This is a genomic window from Alteromonas portus (assembly GCF_005117025.1).
Classification (GTDB): domain Bacteria; phylum Pseudomonadota; class Gammaproteobacteria; order Enterobacterales; family Alteromonadaceae; genus Alteromonas; species Alteromonas portus.
On record NZ_SWCO01000001.1, the window covers coordinates 508,896 to 530,188 of the forward strand.

The 21,293-nt window shown below is 50.1% G+C and carries 2 protein-coding genes; one reads left to right on the top strand and one right to left on the bottom strand.

The features are described from left to right. Positions 1-205 precede the first annotated feature (205 nt). Entirely contained in the window at positions 206-19,078 is an 18,873-nt protein-coding gene (locus E5672_RS02105) for a BapA/Bap/LapF family large adhesin (protein WP_136780708.1), read from the bottom strand. Positions 19,079-19,325: 247 nt separating this feature from the next. On the opposite strand from E5672_RS02105, the gene E5672_RS02110 reads away from it, so the two are divergent. Continuing rightward, positions 19,326-21,272: a TolC family outer membrane protein gene (locus E5672_RS02110; RefSeq protein ID WP_136780709.1), complete on the top strand. Its 1,947-nt coding sequence runs from the start codon at positions 19,326-19,328 to the stop codon at positions 21,270-21,272. Positions 21,273-21,293 lie beyond the last annotated feature (21 nt).

A 21,293-nucleotide genomic window follows, 5' to 3' on the forward strand; every position in this document is an offset into this window, starting at 1 on the left:
TGCGTAGGAAGCTTTATTATACGTAGTTCCAAAAAATACGAAACCCTTTGATTAATCAACAAGGTGCAGTGTTTTATAACAACGCGCTTATGCGGCTAAAATGGCTTATCTATGCGGATTGGTATTAAATACCTAGTGATACTAGGCACCCAAATAAAAAAGCCCTCGTTAAATGCGAGGGCTTAAGGCTAACTTCGTGACCAGACTAGATATCCGTTGGTGGAAGTTTATCTATTGCTGTTTTCAGCACTTCAGACTCCGTCGGAGAAGCTGTTGTCACATCACCACTGTTTTCCGTAGAAGTTTCGCCCACTACTTCGCCACCTGTACCAGACGTCACGCTTTCGCTTCCCGAATCTGTAGGCGTAGGTTCTGTTGAAGGCAGAATCAAATCTTCAGGTGGAAGACCGATATCTACAAAATCCTCCGTTACCTCTGTCACCGGGCCAGCTGAGACAATATCGCCTTCCTCTGGTAGCGTGATTGTGTCGTCAGGCAAGGTGCTTTCTGGTGTAAGCGGGCTCGTTTCTTCTGGAGCAGTTGAAATAGGGCTGCCGATATCAACCGTGTCTAATGTAGTGCCTGATAAGTCGATAGTGTCACCACCACCAAAACCATCACCTACGGTGGTACCGAGCGTACTCACTTCCTCTTCAGGTAGCGTAATAGTTTCAGGTGTATCCTCTACAGGAGCTATGCTTTCTACTGGCTCAGTGCTCATGAGCGGGGCCGTCGGCTCGCTTTCGGGTGTTGCCAGTCTGGCTTCTGCGTTCAGGTCAACCGTTTGAAGTGTTTGCCCTGTTAAGTCAATGATGTCAAGTGCTGTAGGCTCATCAGTAACAACGGTGCCGCTGCTGTCTGACGCGCTTACAGACTCAGATGAAGTGGTTGTCACGACCTCAGGTACACCTTCACCAGATGCCGTCACAAACACGTTAAACTCTGCCTGCTCGACAGTACCGTCTGGATACTCTATACGATAAGTAAAGGTATCCGTTAAGGTGCCACCAAATACGGCTAGCGTGTTGTCTGGGGTATAAGTGTACGCGCCAGTTTCGTCAATTTGCAGCGTGCCATACTCGCCCAGTAACGTAATGCCGCCCGTAGCGTCTTGGAAGTTAATTCCATCGGTAGATACCGTCACGTCGTATGTTGGGCCAAACAGTATATCGTTTTCGAACAGGTTGCCTGTGGCGGTTTGTACGCCGCTAACTTCAAATTGGTCAAGGTAGTTGATGGTAGAGGATAGGTCTACACTAATGCTGCCGGCTACGCCAGCGCCAATAGTGCCGTCCATTGTGAGCCTGTATAGACCCTCAGTTAATCCGTTGACGGTAAGAACGGTATCGCCATCAACACCTAACAAGCTGATAAGCTCATCGTTTGGAAAAACTCTGTACGCTTCCCACGCTCCGTTTTCAAACTTTTCTACTGTAACAGTAACGCTTGAAACCAGGGTTAGTATGCTCCCTCCATCTACGTTTAACGTGATGTCCTGAGTCGTGTTTGCCGCGACATCAAAAGTATTGCTGGTATCGCTAAAACTGCGGAATAACCCTAGAACATAAGTGTGCGACAGCGCATCAAGCTCGTTAAGGCCGGTGTCCGTAACAAAATCATAGGTCAATTCAGCACGTGCCGAGTCTGCCGATACACCTTGTCCTGACAAGTTAAAGTTAAGATTGGCGGTAGAGGTATTCGTGCCATCTGAAATGGTGTAGCTAAAGCTATCTGTATTGCCTAAGCCGTCGCGAACGCCATTGGCTACATAGGTGTAGCTACCGTCTTCAAATATAGTTAAATCACCATAATCACCTTCAATGGTAATGCCAGACAGCCCCGTACCCAATACGGTCACCGACTCACCATTGGTATGGGTTACTTGCGTCACTACGCCGCCCTCGGCAATGCTATCGGCTACATCGCCAGTATTAGCGGCATCAATAACATTCCCAGAAGTCGCTGTGCTACCTTCAAACTGATATTCCGTTAGTGTTGTAGTCACATCCGTTTGTTCTAATAAGGATATCGTATTGCTAAGCAAGATTGCGGCAATGTCGTCAATGAGAGCATCAGACAACTGTGCTACTCCTAGCGTTGTAAGACCTGAGTTAATAGTACCGACCAAGTCGCCAGCTCCAATCGTGTCTGTGGTAGCTAGGATTGGCTCAAGAATAAATTCTCTTACTAAAGTTCCTAAAGGTATAACGCCTAAACCTGTTTCCCCATTTAGCGCAGTTTCAATTGCATCTAGCACTACCTCTTGGTTTTCCTCTCCAAGAACAACCCCTCCATCGCCTAGTTCAGTAAGTGTAATCGAGCCGTCTCCATCTTGGTCAAACAAGTTTTCGAGGGAGCTTTGACTGTTACGAACAACAACCGCATAGTCTCCAGCAGGGAGCCCAGAGAACTTTGCCACCAAGGTGTCATCACCTAACAAGCCCAAGACATTTAACCCTACAGCGTCACCAACAAGAGGGCTGTCTGGTGTTGTTGCAGAGGCAACTACATTGCCATCTGCATCAACAATATCAACTCTATACCCATTGGCCACTGCAACTAGCGCAGTTTGGCTAACCTCTACAACCACTTCTCCGAAGTAGTCGGCTCCAACAGTAAATGTTGTACTAGCGGTAGGAGAGCCTGCGGCAGGTGAACCCGCTGCTACGTCAATCACCTGCAAGTCGCTATCAGTAACTGGAGTATTAACAATGGCCGTTTGTGCGCCCAACTCCATGTCATTGTTATCGGTTTGAGCTACTACTGGCGGGAAGTCGCTGCCAGATATGTTGATGGTAAGCGCCGCAATATCAGAAGTTTCACCATCTGATAAGGTGTAGTTAAACACTTCGTCTTGGCCAATTGCACTACGATCGCCATCAGCGGTATAGGTGTAAGTGCCGTCTGCAGCAATTTCCAGTACGCCATAGTCACCTTGAATAGTAACCGTACCAGTAGCAGGAACAGCAACACTGTCACCAGAGGTATTGGTAACAAGCGTTACTTGGGCACCGTCTAAAATGGTGTCAGTGCCCACACCACTTAAGTCACCGTCTATTAGGTTGCCTTGGGCTACTAAATCACCCGTATAAGTGTATTCGGTTAATGTGGTGGTGATATCAGTGTCTTGCAATAAGGTTAATGTATTGCTGAGCAATGCATCTGCAAGAACATCGGCCACAGCGTCGAGGAGGCCTGTGATACCAAGCGCGTTTATTGGCGTAGTTAGTAGACCAACCAGCTGACCTGCGCCAATTACTGTAGTTGTATCAAGCAGACCTTCAAGGATCCCTCTAACTTGCGTGCCAACGGTTCCGGGCAAGACGACATTTAAAATTCCACCGTTTAACGTTGTTTCTACGAAATTAAGAATTTCCGTTTGGTTATCGGGCCCAAGCACGACACCTGCTGTCCCCAGTTCATCAAGGTCAACGTCGTTACTGTTGTCATTGTCTAATAAATCTTCCAGTATATTTTCATCATTTCGGACCACCACGCTGTAGTTGCCAGCGTCAAGGCCTGCTAACGAGAACGAAATAGTCTCATCGCCGGTCACATTAAAGATGTCTAGGCCACCGACATCGGCAACTTGTGAGTCTGCGCTTACTCCTTTGTAAACGAGTTGGCCGCTCTCGTCATACACCTCAACAATGTAGGCATCGGCAACAGCAACCAGTGCTATTTGGTCAACTTCTACTAGCACTTCACCTACATGGTTAGGAGAAACGGTAAATGAGGCGCTTGCATCCACGCCACCTGTAGACTCTGCTAAGCCTATCACCTGCACGTCGCTGGTGGTTTCCGGTGGATTTACAGTAACTACAGGCTCGCCCATATCAACGGTGTTGCCGTCGTTTATAGCATCGAGAGCCTGTACGATAACATTTTGGCTCGCTGTGCTCGCCGAGTTACCTGCTTCGTCGGTGACGGTTGCCACCACCGCGTAGGTACCTGCTGGTAGCGGTGTTCCAGTCAAATCCAGGCTCCAGTTGCCGCTGCCATCAATGGTAAGTTCAGGGTCAGTGCCAAAGGTATAGGATGTGCCATCAACGGTAACGGTTAGGGTAGTATTGTCACCAAGGTCAACCGTGCCATTAAAGATAAGCGTACTATCGCTAGTAATAAAGTCTCCAGCCACACCAGAGTCGTTTGAGATACTGTCGAACGTTACTGTCTGACCATTATTGTTTTCATCGATACTGATATCGATAACAACGGTACCTGTATCAGTTGCAACATTGCCTACCGCATCTGTGGCGGTAACCACAGCCGTATAATTTCCTTCAGCAAGCAGTGCGACGATATTATCAGCCAGCGTCCACGTTCCGTCACCATTGTTGGTAGCGGTGTAATCATTGCCGTCAATGGTCACCACCACAACCGCATTCGGGTCGTTCACCGTACCGCTTAGCTCTGGCGTGGTGTCGTTGGTGGTTAGATCGTTTATTGCAACGGTAGGCGCGGTGGTATCAATTACCACTGTACCTGTGTTGGTCACCGTATTACCTGCGGCGTCTGTTGCACTTACCGATGTTGGGTAGCTGCCTTCTGCAAGCGTGGCGACTACATTGTCAGCTAACGTCCACGTGCCATCACCATTGTTGGTAGCGGTGTAATCATTGCCGTCAATGGTCACCACCACAACTGCATTCGGGTCGTTCACCGCACCGGTAAGCTCTGGCGTGGTGTCGTTGGTGGTGAGATCGTTTATTGCAACGGTAGGCGCGGTGGTATCAATTACCACTGTACCTGTGTTGGTCACCGTATTACCTGCGGCGTCTGTCGCGCTTACCGATGTTGGGTAGCTGCCTTCAGCGAGTGTGGCGACTACGTTATCAGCCAGTGTCCATGTGCCGTCACCGTTATTGGTAGCGGTGTAATCGTTGCCGTCAATGGTCACCACCACAACCGCATTGGGGTCGTTCACCGTACCAGTTAGCTCAGGCGTGGTATCGTTGGTGGTTAAATCGTTTATTGCAACGGTAGGCGCGGTGGTATCAATAACCACTGTACCAGTATTGGTTATCGTGTTGCCCGCGGCGTCTGTTGCAGTAACAGAAGTGGGGTAGCTGCCTTCAGCGAGCGTAGCGACTACGTTATCAGCCAACGTCCAGGTGCCATCACCATTGTTGGTAGCGGTATAGTCATTGCCGTCAATGGTGACTACTACAGTAGCCGTTGGGTCATCAACCGTACCAGTTAGTGCAGGCGCAGTGTCATTGGTCGTTACATCATTGATGGTTACGACAGGTGCCACGGCGTCTACCGTGTCAGATGCAGGCCCACTGGTGTTACCCGCTTCATCAGTAGCCGTTGCCGTTACTACAACTCCATCTGCCAATGGTGTATCTGGCGTTACGCTCCAATTGCCGTCGCCATCAGCGATCACGGTGAAATCTGGCGTGCCGTCTCCGTCTACATCCACATTTACCGTTGCGCCCGCTTCGGCTGTGCCGGTAATTTCAGTGCCGTTGCCCGCTTCAACGGTAGGCGCCGTTGGTGCTGTGGTATCAATAACCACTGTACCAGTATTCGTACCCACATTACCTACTGGGTCGGTTGCAGTAACCGTTGCGGTATAGCTACCTTCAGCAAGTGCCGCCACCGCATCGTCAGCCAGTGTCCACGTGCCATCACCGTTATTGGTGGCGGTATAGTCGGCTCCATTGATGTTCACAATCACAGTGGCTGTTGGGTCGTCGACCGAACCAGTAAGTGCCGGCGTTGTGTCGTTTGTTGTTAAATCGTTGAAGGCAACTACTGGTTCAGCCGCGTCAACCGTGTCTGAGGCTGGGTTGCTAATGTTACCCGCTGCGTCAGTTGCCGTTACGGTCACAATTACGCCATCGGCAAGCGGTGTATCAGGCGTAATGCTCCAATTACCGTCGCCATCAGCGATGACGGTGAAATCAGGCGTGCCGTCGCCATCCACGTCCACACTTACGGTTGCACCGGCTTCAGCGGTACCGGTAATTTCGGTACCGTTGCCCGCATCCACAGTAGGTATGGCAGGTGGTGTAGTATCAATCACTACCGTTCCTGAATTTGAACCCACATTGCCATCGGCATCCGTGGCAGTAACGGTAGCGGTATAGCTACCATCTGCAAGTGTAGCCACTGCATCGTCAGCCAGCGTCCAGCTTCCATCCCCATTGTTAGTTGCGGTGTAGTTCACACCATCAATGGTCACTACTACGATAGCGCTTGGATCGTCAACCGTTCCGGTTAGCTCTGGTGTAGCGTCATTAGTGGTTAAGTCATCAATCGTGACGACTGGCGCAACAGCATCTACTGTATCTGACGCTGGTGCACTGACATTGCCAGCTTCATCAACCGCTGTTGCCGTAACAACCACGCCATCGGCCAGCGGTGTAGTGGGTGTTATTGACCAATTGCCATCGCCATCAGCGATGACGGTGAAGTCTGGCGTGCCGTCGCCATCCACGTCCACATTTACAGTTGCGCCGGCTTCCGCAGTACCCGTAATTTCAGTGCCGTTACCTGCATCGACGGTAGGCGCTGCTGGAGCAGTGGTGTCAATCACCACAGTACCAGAGTTAGTTCCGGTGTTACCATCGGCATCAGTAGCAGTAACCGTAGCGGTATAGCTACCTTCAGCCAGCGCGGCAACGATATCGTCAGCCAGTGTCCAGCTGCCATCACCATTGTTTGTAGCAGTATAGTCTGTACCGTTAATGGTAACGACTACAATGGCGGTTGGGTCGTCCACCGAACCGGTAAGTGCAGGCGTGGTGTCGTTAGTCGTTAGGTCGTCAAAGGCAACGACTGGCGCGACAGCGTCTACGGTGTCAGACGCCGGGCTACTCGTATTGCCAGCTTCATCGGTTGCGGTTGCCGTGACAACCACGCCATCGGCTAGCGGTGTTGTGGGTGTTACTGACCAGTTACCATCGCCATCAGCAACAACCGTGAAATCAGGTGTGCCATCACCGTCAACGTCTACGTTTACGACAGCGCCTGCTTCGGCGGTGCCGGTAATTTCGGTACCGTTGCCTGCGTCAACAGTTGGCGCAGCTGGCGCAGTAGTATCGATAACACCGCCATTTTCGTTTGCGGTTGCCGTATTACCCGCGCCATCTGTTGCACTTGCGGTGACCGAATAATTACCTTCAGATAAGGCTGCTGGCACATCTACAGAGAAGGTGCCATTAGCTTGAACAATGGCGTCAAATGTTTGGGTGTTTCCTGCACTATCGGTAACGCTAATGGATACGGTGCTGCCTGGCGCAATATCTGTAGTACCGGAAATGGTCGGTGTTGTGTCGTTTCCAGTACCAAGCGCGTCCAAGGTTAGGTTTGGCACGGCTGTATTGATATTGCCGCTGGTAGTATCAGACGCCGAGTTTCCAGCAGCATCAGTGGCGGTAGCAGTAACATCGAAGTTTCCGTCTGCCATTGCATTGGGCACGTCGGCGCTGAAATTACCAAGGCTATCGACAATAGCCGTAAATGTTTGTTCTGCTCCCGCGCTGTCGGTGACGGTTATGGTCACTGAACTACCTGGGCTTAAATCGGTGCTACCCGTGATCGTTGGCGTAGTATCGTTACCTGTGCCTTGTGCATCTAAGTTGATAGTCGGCGCGGTAGTGTCTACGCTACCGTTTGTTTCAGTGGCAGTCGTCTCATTACCTGCTGAGTCTTGGGCCACGGCGGTGACAGTATACCCTCCTTCAGCCATAGGGCTTGGCACATCGGCCGAGAAACTGCCGTCTCCCTGAACGGTTGCATCGAAGGTTTGGCTTACACCTGCGTTATCCGTCACAGTAATCGTTACCGTAGCACCTGCAGGCAGGTCAGTATTCCCTGATATTGTAGGCGTTGTGTCACTGTCTGGGGCTAGTGTATCTAACGATAGAGTAGGGGCTGTCGTATCAATAACGCCTGTATTGTCTACGACGGTAGTGCTATTACCCGCTTCATCACTTGCCGTGGCTTCAACACTGTATGCACCTTCTGCCAAAGGCGCAGGCACATCCACTGTAAAGTTTCCATTTACATCAACTGTAGCTGTGAGGGTTTGAACATTTCCTGCGCTGTCAGTTACCACAAGCGTAACTTCACTACCCTGCGCAAGGTTTGTGCTACCAGATAGGGTAGGCGTTGTGTCATTGCCTTCCTCAAGTGGCGTTAAGGTTAATGATGGTGCTGTAGTGTCTATGCTTCCAGCATCACTGGCTGTCGCTGTATTACCTGCCTCATCACTGATGGTAGCGCTTACCGTGAAGTTGCCTTCAGCTAAATCCGTACCTGGGGAGATAGAGAAAGAACCATCGGCCTGTACCACTGCACTTAAGGTCTGGGTTGCACCAGCGCTATCCGTTACCAAAATAGTGACCACAGAGCCCGCAGGTTCATCGGTTGTACCGGTAATGAGTGGCGTCGCGTCGTTAGTGGTATCGGCAACATCTATAGTAAGTGTAGGTACTAGAGTATCAACTACGCCTGCTTCGTTATCGGTTGTACTGTTGCCTGCTTCATCGGTGGCGGTTGCTGAAACAGTGAAGTTTCCTTCAGCCATCGCCGCTGGTACATCGGCAGAGAATACGCCGCCTGCGGCAACCAATGCAGAGAACACCTGGCTATTACCCGCACTATCAACAACAGTTATTTGCACTGTAGAACCTTGCGGTAAATCTACAGTACCGCTTATGGTTGGGGTTGAGTCGCTAACTGTACCTGGCTCGTCCAGCGTAATAACAGGTGAAATTGTGTCGATTACGCCGGTTTCAGCGTCGGACGCTGTATTGCCTGCTTCATCAACGACTGTTGCCTGAACTGTGAAGTTACCCTCAGCCAAAGTGGTCGGAACGTCTACGCTGAAAGAGCCGTCGCTTTGCACGGTTGCTGATAAGGTTTGTATATTGCCAGCGTTATCGGTGACGGTAATTGAAACTGTGCTTCCGGCTGGCTGGTCTGTCGTGCCGCTAATGGTTGGTGTTGCATCATTGCCAACACCCGGATCTGCCACATCAATAGCCGGTGATGTGGTATCTACCACACCGCCAGTTTCTGAGTCAGAACCTGTATTTCCGGCGCCGTCAGTCACTTCTGCGACAACTGTGTAACTACCCTCAGCCAAGTCTGACGGTACGCTTGCGCTGAAGGTGCCATCTCCTTGGACTGTTGCAGTAAAGGTTTGAACTGATCCAGCACTATCTGTCACTGTTAAAGTGACGGTAGCACCAACTGGCGCGTTAGTTGTGCCTGAAATAAGAGGTGTAGCATCGTTTGTCTGGCCAAGGGCATCTAGGGTAATGTCCGGGGCGCCTGCATTAATATTGCCGCTATCCGACACAGTCGTGCTATTGCCCGCAGCATCGCTCGCACTGGCTATTACATCGTAATCGCCATCAACAAGCGCGCTGGGTACTTCAACTGAGAAAGTGCCATCCGCGTTTACCGTAGCGGTAAGGTTCTGTACATTACCGCCTGCATCGGTGACGACCAGTGTAATTGTTGCTCCCTCAGGCAAGTCGGTAGTACCGCTTAATACTGGCGTTGCGTCATTGCCGCTGGCCACTGGATCTAAGTTGATAACAGGTGGAGTGGTGTCAACTGTACCGTTGTTATCAACCGCTGTGTTTTGATTACCTGCATCATCAGTTGCCGTCACTTCTACTGTGTAATCGCCTTCAGCAAGGTCAAGGGGCACATCAGCGCTAAAGCTACCATTCCCTTGAACGGTAGCAGTGAAAGTTTGCGTATTGCCCTGGTTGTCAGTCACGCTAATGCTTACAGTGTTGCCCGCAGCCAAGTCGGTGGTTCCCGATATAGTCGGTGTAGCGTCGTTGGTCAGGCCTTGTGCGTCTAACGTTATGGTGGGGGCTGCTGTATCTATGACACCGCTATTATCTATTGCCGTTGCTGAATTACCCGCATCGTCAGTCGCAGTGACGGTCACGCTGAAACTGCCTTCAGCTAAATCGGCAGGAACATCAGCACTGTAAGTGCCATCGTTTTGAACAGTTGCTGTGAATGTTTGGGTATTTCCAGCGTTGTCTGTCACGCTTATGCTAACCGTGTCGCCAGCATTGAGGTCTGTGGTGCCAGAGATAGACGGCGTTGCATCATTGCCAAGCCCTTGTGTATCGATGGTTATCGATGGGGCTGTGGTATCGATATTACCGCCATTTTCGGTTACCGATGCACTGTTGCCAGCGCCATCTGTGGCGGTGGCAGTAACAGAATAGTCACCTTCAGGTAGGCTCGCAGGAACATCAGCCGTAAAGCTTCCATCACCTTGCACTATGGCACTGAATGTCTGTGTGTTTCCAGCACTGTCAGTCACAGTTAGCGTTACAGTACTACCTGGCGCTAAGTCGGTATTACCTGAAATAGTCGGCGTCGTGTCGTTGCCCGAACCAAGAGGATCAAGGGATAGGGTAGGCGCGGCAGAGTTTATGTCGCCGCTCACTGTATCTGTAGCAGTATTGCCTGCAGCATCAGTGGCCGTTGCAGTAACGTCGAAGTTTCCGTCAGCCATAGGATTGGGCACATCTGCACTGAAGTCGCCGTTAGCATCAACAGTTGCAGTAAACGTCTGCTCAGTGCCAACGCTGTCAGTTACTGTAATGGTTACTGTGCTTCCTGCGGCTAGGTCGGTACTTCCGCTAATGGTAGGCGTGTTATCGTTACCTGTACCAAGCGGATCCAAAGTGATAACAGGTGCTGTGGTATCTACGCTGCCACCCGTTTCAGAATCAGAACCTTGGTTGCCTGCCGCGTCTTGAGCGGTTGCGGTAACCGTATAGTCACCTTCAGCTAGTGGCGAAGGTACGTTGGCGGCAAAACTGCCGTCGGTTTGTACCGTTGCGGCAAAGGTTTGCGTGTTACCCGCACTGTCGACCACCGTTAGTGTGACAATGGCGCCAGCTGGAAGGTTTGTGGTGCCAGAAATGGTTGGCGTAGCGTTATTCTCTGGCGTTAATTCGTCAAGGTTTAGCTCAGGTGGCGTGATGTCGATAACGCCTGAATTATCAAGAACCGACGTGCTGTTGCCTGCTTCATCAGTGGCGGTAGCTTCAACACTGTACGAGCCTTCAGCAAGTGCCCCGGGCACATCAACCGTAAAGTTTCCTGCAGCATCAACTGTTGCTGTAACCGTTTGAATGTTGCCAGCACTGTCTGTGATAACCAAGGAGACCACGCTACCTTCCGCTAGATCTGTACTTCCCGAAATGGTTGGCGTTGTATCATTGCCTAATCCTTGAGGATCTAAGGTTAGAGTAGGTGCTGTGGTGTCAATGGTGCCTGTTGCATTGACTGACGCACTGTTGCCAGCATCGTCGGTGGCCGTTGCAGTAACCGTATAGTCACCTTCGGCCAGTGCGGCTGGCACATCCACAGTAAAGTTGCCGTTTGCATCAACCGTTGCGGTGACAGTTTGTGTATTGCCAACGTTGTCGGTGATCGTCAGTGTTACGCTCTCACCTGCTGCTAAGTCCGTAGTGCCTGAAATGGTAGGCGTAGTATCGTTATTTGAACCCAGCGCATCTAGTGAAATAACGGGGGCGACGGTATCGACGATACCGTTATTGTCGGTGACAGAGGCACTATCTCCGTTGCTGTCAGTAGCGGTGGCGGTTACTGAGTAATCACCTTCGGCAAGAGGCGCGGGGACATCAGCACTAAAGTTACCGCTTGCATCAACAAGTGCAGTAAAGGTTTGGGTATTGCCTGCACTGTCAGTGACAAAAAGCGTCACTGTTGAACCCGCGGGTAGGTCAGTCGTACCTGAAATGGTTGGTGTAGTATCGCTCACCGTAACTTGCGCATCTAGTGTCAGTGCAGGGGCGCTGGTATCTAACGTACCGGTATCAGAAGTGGTGGTTGTATTACCTGCATCGTCTGAGGCACTTGCTGTTACTGTGTAGCTGCCGTCTGGTATAGCGTTTGGAACATCCGCGCTGAAGTCACCGTTTGCGTCCACAATGGCGTCAAAGGTTTGTGTATTGCCTGCGCTATCTGTGACGGTTAACGTTACCGTGCTTCCCGGTGCTAAATCAGTGCTGCCCGATATGTTAGGCGTTTCATCGTTGTCTGTGCCCTGCGGATTTAGCGTAAGTACAGGGGCGGTGGTGTCAATATTGCCACCGTCTTCAGTTGCGGTTGTTGAATTACCTGCATCATCTGTTGCAGTAACTTCGACGCTGTAGTCGCCTTCAGGTAGTGGAGACAATACCTCTGTTGCGAAGTTGCCGTCTGCATCAACCAATGCGTTAATGGTTTGCGTGTCGCCATTGCTGTCAGTCACGGTGATCAAAACAACAGCGCCTTCAGGTAAATCTGTGTTACCTGAAATAACCGGCGTAGTGTCATTACCTGAATCTAACGGGTTAACGTTAACAATAGGCGCTTGTGTATCAATACTTCCATTTGTTTCGTTTGCCGTCGCGGTGTTGCCTTGTGCATCGCTTACTGTTGCCGTAACGGTAAAGTCGCCTTCAGCTAGAGCGCTAGGCACATCGGCACTGAATGTGCCGTCTGCTTGCACGGCTGCTTGGAAACTTTGGGAGTTACCATTGGCATCTACCACAGTAATGGTAACCAGTGTGCCAGGTGCCACGTCGGTAGTACCTGTGATAGTAGGGGTAACATCGCTGGTAGCGCCTTGCGTATCAAGGGTTAACAGCGGCGCTTCGCTATCTACATTACCTGTTGTATTGGCATTCGCGGTATTGCCTGCACTGTCGGTTGCAGTGGCAGTCACAGTAAAGTCGCCGTCAGCTAGTGCGTTTGGCACATCTACACTGAAGCTACCATTTGCATCGACCAAGGCATTGATAGTTTGCGTGTTTCCAGCGCTATCTGTAACGACAAGCGTAACCGTGCTTCCTTCAGGAAGGTCAGTGGTGCCTGAAAGTGTTGGTGTGGTGTCACCCGTGCTGCCAGGATTTTCTAGGGTAAGCGTAGGCGCGGTGGTATCTACAAGGCCGCCATTGTCGGTTACTGTTGTCGTATTGCCATCGCCGTCAGTTGCGCTAGCGGTAACGGTGTAAGCGCCATCAGCGAGTGGAGTGGTAACATCCGCACTAAATGTTCCGTCTGCACCTACTGTCGCGGTAATCGTTTGCGTGTTACCTGTGCTATCCGTCACGGTTAAAGTAACCGTGCTTCCTTCAGGCAAGTTGGTAGTGCCTGAAATAGCGGGCGTACTGTCATTCGTTTCGCCTTGTCCATCTAGCACTAACGTAGGAGCACTAGTATTAATGTTACCCGTTGCGTTGTCTGTAACTTCATTGCCTGCCTCGTCTTCTGCCGTGGCAGTAACGGTAAAGTCTCCATCAGCCAGTTCTTGGGGTACGTCGACAGAGAAATTACCGTTAGCATCGACTAAGGTGTTGATAGTTTGAATGTTACCTGCGCTATCTACGACCGTTAGCGAGACAACACTCCCTTCAGGCAGATCGGTGCTGCCCGATAAAGTTGGTGTGGGATCGTTGCCAGAACCCACTGGATTTAGAGTTAGCAATGGCGCAGTCGTATCTATAATGCCGCCGTTTTCTGTCACGCTAGCGGTATTGCCATTTCCATCGACAGCGGTTGCTGTAACGGAGTAGTTACCTTCTGCCAATGCGCTAGGTACTTCAGCGCTAAAGCCTCCGTTTTCATCAACAACGGCTTCAATAGTTTGCTGATTACCTAAGCTATCGGTGACGACCAGTGTTACCGTGCTACCTTGTGGTAAATCTGTTGTGCCACTAATAAGTGGCGTGGTGTCGTTGCCAATGTCTTGTGGGTCAAGCGATAGCGTTGGAGCTGCGGTATCAATATTGCCCTGTGTTGTTGCAGAATCTTGATTGCCCGCATCGTCAGTGACCGTCGCGGTAACAGTAAAGTTGCCGTCGGCCAGTTCTGCCGGCACGTCAACAGAGAAGGTACCGTCATTTTCGACTATAGCATCAAAGGTTTGTGTATTTCCTGCACTGTCTGTAACGGTGATTGATACACTGCTACCCGGTGCCTGGTCTGTGTTACCTGAGATGGTTGGCGTAGTATCATTAGTACTGCCTTGAGCATTTAGATTAACCAGCGGCGATGTAATATCGATATTACCGCCAGTTTCCGTTGCCGTTGCAGTATTGCCGTTCGCGTCGGTCGCTGTAGCCGTTACGCTATATTCACCTTCTGCTAAAGGATTGGGCACATCGGCACTGAAATTACCAGAACCGTCTACCGTTGCCGTAAATGTTTGCGTATTGCCAAGCGCATCGGTAACAGATAGTGTAACAGTGCTGCCAGCGGGTAAATCGGTAGTGCCTGAGATAGTAGGCGTGGTGTCGTTATCATCACCCAGTGGGTCAAGGGTTAAGCTTGGCGCATTGCTGTCCACTGTACCAGTTTGTGACGTTGAAGCACTATTTCCCGCAGCATCGGTGGCTGTTGCTTCAACAGTGTAATCACCATCAGCGAGTTCAGCAGGCACGTCTGCGCTAAATTCGCCATTCGCGTCTACTGTGGCAGTAAAGGTTTGGCTGTTTCCAGCACTATCGGTAACGGTAAGTGTAACCGTGCTGCCTGCTTCCAAGTTTGTAGAGCCGCTAATTGAAGGTGTCGTGTCATTCCCTGTGCCAAGTGGCTCTAGTGAAATGACGGGGGCTTGCGTATCAATGTTGCCGCCATTTTCAGTGACAGTCGTTGTATTGCCTGCCTCGTCTGTAGCACTGGCCTCTACGGTATATTCACCCTCAGTAAGCGGCGTTTGCACGTCTACGCTAAAATCACCGTTTTCATCAACGATGGCATCGATAGTTTGTGTGTTGCCCGCACTGTCGGTGACTACAATGGATACTGTTGAACCAGGTGGTAAATCGGTAGAGCCAGAAATTGTTGGCGTGGTGTCGCTGCCGTCAGTTTGTGGGTCTAGAGAAAGCGCTGGTGCGGCAGTGTCTATATTGCCACTGTTGTCGACAACGGTAGTTGTATTACCCGCTGCATCAGTTGCTTCGACAGAAACCTCATAGTTGCCTTGTGCTAGCGCTTCTTCGACATCGGTGCTGAAATTACCATTTTCATCAACAAGGGCGGTAACGGTCTGCGTATTACCCTGACTATCAGTGACGGTAATAACGACCTCGCTACCCGCGGGCAAATCTGTATTACCTGAGATAATCGGTGTTGTGTCGTTAGTATCCGTTTGCGGGTCGATGTTCACAATTGGTGGGGTGGTATCAAGTACAGTAGTGGCCGTGGCGGTAGAGCTATTGCCATTTTCGTCTGTCACCGTTACTTCAATCTCGTATTCGCCCTCTTCAGAGCCAGGAGGGAACGCTACATTGAAGTTGCCATTCTCATCGGTCGTCCCCGTTATTGTCTGGCTGTTGCCGTCGCTATCGGTGATAACAACCACAACCTCTGAATTAGGGGCGTCTGACGACCCCCCTATGCCTTCACTACCGTTGGTAGGAGAGCCGGTTTCAATGACAACATTAGGGCCTTGGGTATTAATAACCGCATCGATGGAGGTTGAAGCGGTATTGCCCGCCACATCAGACACAGTAGCAGTTACCGTGAAGTCGCCATTTGCGAGTGCTTGCGGGACTTCAGCGCTGAAGCTACCGTCTTCTTGCACTGTCGCAGTTATGGTTTGCGTAGTGCCATCTGAATGCACGATATCTAGTGTTACTATCGCACCCGGTTCTGCGTCGGTGTCGCCATTTATCACTGGCGTGTCATCATTGGTTGAGCCAATAGGATCAAGGCTGATTATCGGCGCCGTGGTGTCAATTTCGCCTGTTACTGCAGTAGTCGAGCTGTTTCCTGCTGGTGTCGTCACAGTAACATCTACCGTGTACTCGCCTTCGCTAAGCTCCGCTGGCACATCTTCGTTGAATGTGCCGTCAGCGCCCACTGTAGTAACGATTGTTTGTTCGTTACCCTCGCTATCTGTAACAACAATCACAACTTCACTACCAGGAGGGGCATCGGTTTCACCAGAAACGTTTGGCGTAGTATCGTTCGTTGGCGCAGGTTGATTTACGGTCGTCGAAGGACTCGTAGAATCGTAATCGCCGCTTGCTGTTGCTTGTGCGGTGTTACCCGCACCATCTGTCACCTCGGCAGTTACGCTGTATGTACCCTCAGCCACCGCATTTGGAACTTCAACGGTAAAGGTACCATCGGCAAGCACAGTGGTGGTAAAGGTTTGAGTAACGCCAGCACTATCGGTAACGGTAAGGGTTATCGTGCTACCGGGCACGGCGTCTGTTAACCCCGAAAGTGTGGGTGTAGCATCGCCATTTATTCCTGGGTCGTTTAATGAGATGGTTGGCGCCGTCACGTCAATTGCGCCCTGAGCGTCAGCATTGGCCGTATTGCCTGCTTCATCAGTCACGCTGGCGTTAACGGTAAATTCGCCTTCGGCTAATTCGGCAGGTACGTCAACGCTATACGTGCCGTCCGCTTGCACAATGGCAGTCACGGTTTGCGTAACGCCCGCGCTATCGGTAATGGTTAATGTAACTGTACTACCCGGTGTGGCATCAGTGGTACCTGAAAGAGTAGGCGTGGTGTCGTTACCTGTCGCTATGGTGTCGATAGTGATCGACGGTGCAGTGGTGTCAATTACGCCTGCGGTATCAGCAGTTGCTGTGTTGCCCGCTTCGTCGGTCACGCTGGCGTTAACGGTAAATTCACCTTCGGCTAATTCGGCTGGTACGTCAACGCTATACGTGCCGTCTGCTTGCACAATGGCAGTCACGGTTTGCGTAACGCCTGCACTATCGGTAATGGTTAATGTAACTGTACTACCAGGCGCGGCATCGGTGGTACCTGAAAGAGTAGGCGTGGTGTCGTTACCTGTAGCTATGGTGTCGATTGTGATCGACGGTGCAGTGGTATCAATTACGCCTGTGGTGTCTGTGGTTGCTGTATTGCCAGCCTCATCCGTTACGCTAGCATTGACGGTAAATTCGCCTTCGGCCAATTCTGCAGGTACATCAACGCTATAGGTGCCGTCGGCTTGCACAGTGGCAGTTACAGTTTGCGTGTTGCCTGCACTATCGGTAATGGTTAATGTAACTGTACTACCAGGCGCGGCATCGGTGGTACCTGAAAGAGTAGGCGTGGTGTCGTTACCTGTAGCTATGGTGTCGATTGTGATCGACGGTGCAGTGGTATCAATTACGCCTGTGGTGTCTGTGGTTGCTGTATTGCCAGCCTCATCCGTTACGCTAGCATTGACAGTAAATTCGCCTTCAGCCAATTCAGCCAGTACATCAACGCTATAGGTGCCGTCTGCTTGCACAGTGGCAGTTACAGTTTGCGTGTTGCCTGCACTGTCGGTAATGGTTAATGTAACCGTGCTACCCGGCGCGGCATCAGTGGTACCTGACAGGGTAGGTGTGGTGTCGTTATCTGAACCCGGCGCATTAATGGTAATCGTTGGGGCGGTGGTATCAATTTCACCTGTAGTATCAGCAGTTGCTGTATTGCCTGCCTCATCAGTAACACTGGCGTTAACGGTAAATTCGCCTTCGGTCAATTCTGCAGGTACATCAACGCTATAGGTGCCGTCTGCTTGCACAATGGCACTTACGGTTTGCGTATTGCCTGCACTGTCGGTAATGGTTAGCGTAACTGTGCTGCCAGGAGTGGCATCGGTTGTACCTGAAAGGGTTGGCGTGGTGTCGTTATCTGAACCTGGCGCATTAATGGTAATGGTTGGGGCGGTGGTATCAATTTCACCTATAGTATCAGCGGTTGCTGTATTGCCAGCCTCATCGGTAACGCTGGCATTAACGGTAAATTCGCCTTCGGCTAATTCTGCAGGTACATCAACGCTATAGGTGCCGTCTGCTTGCACAATAGCCGTCACGGTTTGAGTAACGCCTGCGCTGTCGGTAATGGTTAGTGTAACTGTGCTACCCGGTGTGGCATCAGTGGTACCTGAAAGGGTTGGCGTGGTGTCGTTATCAGAACCTGGCGCATTAATGGTAATGGTTGGGGCGGTGGTATCAATTTCCCCTGTGGTATCAGCGGTTGCTGTATTGCCTGCCTCATCGGTAACGCTGGCATTAACGGTAAATTCGCCTTCGGCTAATTCTGCAGGTACATCAACGCTATAGGTGCCGTCTGCTTGCACAATAGCCGTCACGGTTTGCGTATTGCCTGCACTGTCGGTAATGGTTAGCGTAACTGTGCTGCCAGGAGTGGCATCAGTAGTACCTGAAAGGGTAGGCGTGGTGTCGTTATCCGAACCAGGCGCATTAATGGTAATCGTTGGGGAGGTGGCGTCAATTTCACCGGTGGTAGAACTATCTGCAGTATTACCTGTAGGTTCTAATACGGTGGCGTCTACGGTGAAGTTACCGTCAGCCAGCGCATTTGGTACGTCTACGCTGAACGTACCGTCACCTTGCACAATAGCGGTAACAACCTGAGTGTTTCCCTCACTATCGGTAACGGTTAGTGTGACTGTACTACCCGCAATTGCTGAAGTAATGCCTGATAGTGTTGGCGTAGTATCGCTTGTTAAGCCAATCGCATCTAGGGTCAGAGAAATGTCTTGTGCTTGTTCACCTGATTCAGAAAACTCAACGGGCGCAACATCGTCGTTGCCATTAGCATTTTGGTCGAACTGGAATCCCACTGGGTCGACTTCTTCATTTATGCGGTCAACGCGCACAAAGTTACTACCACCATCAGTACCAGCACCGCCGTCAAGACCGGCCGCTGTAGCCTCTAACGACTCCAAAATATCGCCTTCCCCAGCAAGCACGTCAAGGAAGTCAGCGTCACCATCTTGATTGTTACTGTCAATGCCTTCAACACCGTCAAGTAATGCTGTTAGCTCATCCACACTCTCGTCAAAAACGGCAAATTCATCGTCGGAGTTGCTTTCGGTAAAGTCTAATTGCAACGGGAAAGTAATGCTTTGTCCTGCTGGAAGTGTGCGCAGTTCTCCATCTACGCTGACGGTAACATACCCATTAGGTGATATATTCAATACGTCGCCTTCGGCCACCACCATACCAACACTAACATTGACCTGCTCACCGGTTTCTCCGCGAATTAAAGAAGCCTCGCCGTTTACTTCCGCAATGATTACTTCAGCCATGTTTCCCTCTCAATCAATAAATTTTCACGCTATACAAAAAGCGTAGCAGGGCTTTTCCAACTCGTTACCGGACCGTAGTACGGGTGGCACATATCCTTTGGTATAAAACCTAGGTAGTTACCCCTAATTTATTAATTTTTAGTCTAATAATTATGAGTTGAGTTTGCAGAAATACACATAGCGTCTACTTTTTAAAAGTAAGAAACGACACAAATGTCGCCTCGTTTTTGTATAGTGAGACGTATATATGAAGTTCATGAAATCAGTGCTTACCAGAGTTGTTATTGGGGCAACTGGCGCTGTGCTAGCTCATGCTACTATTGCTCAAAGTAATGTTGTTGGTAACTCGTCTGTCAGCTTGGAAGACTATGTACGCAAGGTAGTAAATGAAAATCCAGAAGTGCAAGCCAGTTGGCGACAACTTCAAGTAGCAATGTCAGATGTCGACATTGCGCGTGGCGGCTTTCGCCCTCAGGTAGATGTATTGGCCTCTAGTGCTTATACCGACAGAAACTATGGGTTAGATCGCGAATACATGGGGCATACTGGGCAAATTACGTTAACCCAAATGCTATATGATGGATTCTTAACTAGCAGTGAGGTTAAGCGTTTTAAGCAAGCACAAGTGGTACGCTTTTTCGAACTAATGGGCGAAATAGAGCAGAAGTCTCTAGATACATCTCTAGCTTATATGGATGTGCAGTTGTTCCGGGAACTTTTAAAGCTCGCTGAAGAAAATTTGATTACTCACGTAGATGTATTCAAACAAATTGAAGAGAGTGTTGAGGCAGGTGTCGGTCGCAGAGCTGACTTAGAACAAATCAGTGGTCGTCTGTCTCTAGCCGAATCTAATGTTTTGACTGAGCTATCTAACTTACACGATGTAACTGCACGCTTTTTGCGATTAGTGGGCGAAAAACCTGCTCAAAATCTTCAATCAGTAACGATAAATTCCGCGTTCGTTGATGCAAATGTAACGGATATTCAATCGTTGCTTACCAGTGCATACGGCACAAATCCTCAGTTCAACGCTGCTATTTACAATATAGATGCACAACGTTATGCGGTTGATAGCGCAAGAAGTCTTTACCACCCTCAGGTGAACCTGACCGCAAGTTATGGTGCGCAAACACGGGATCAAGCTGCATTAAATAACACCATTACCGAGGCGAGCGTTGGCGTTAATTTTTCTTATAACTTGTATAACGGCGGTTCGGACCGCGCAGCGATTCGACAAGCATTGTCGCAGGTTGATTTAGCAAAAGACTTGCGGGACAAAGCCTGTATCGATATGAGACAAACGGTACAAATTGCTTACAACGACATTATTAATATATCCGAGCAGCTACCTTCACTTAATGCTCATCGCTTATCTTCAGACCGAGTTAAGTCTGCGTATATGGACCAATTCACCATAGGCGAACGCTCACTACTGGATTTACTTGATTCAGAAAATGAGTACTACGAATCAAGTCGCGCGTATTTAGAGGCGCAATATACTTTGGAAAAAGCTCGCGTAAGACTGCTTGCAGCTTCTGGAAGCTTGGCGAATACATTAGGGATCACAAAAGAAGGCGTGCCTGATGTATTAGATAAAGCAGAAGAAAAAATTACTTATGATCCCAACTACGTCTGCCCAGCCGTTCGCACCAACTTTGAAGATGAGTTAAATATACTCAAACGGGACACTGATGGGGACGGTATTGTCGACTTATGGGACGACTGTGTTGATTCAACGCCGGGCGCTGCGGTAGATGATTTCGGCTGTGAAGCCAAAGAACCTGAGATGGTGCCAGAGCCAAGTGCCGCAGACTTCACGTTAGACAATGCGAATATAATAGAGTCTTTTAACGTCAATATTGAATTTGCATCTAATTCGACGGAGGTTTTGCCTAAGTACGAAAATTCGCTGCAAGACGTGATTAATGCACTTAATAGCGACCCCAATTCTGGTGTCATCATTCACGGCCATGCTTCTTTAGATGGTGATGCGGCATACAACCAGCGCTTGTCTGAACGCAGAGCAAAGGCAGTTGCGTCGTTGCTGATGACCAAAGCCAATATAGAAGCAAGAAGAATTACTGCGGTTGGTTATGGAGAGAGTCGTCCACTGGTTGATGAAGAATCAGATGAAGCGAATGCTCGAAATCGCAGAATTGAAGCGGCTATTATCCAGCTTCCTACTAACGAATAGCGATGTGTAGGCCTATATGAA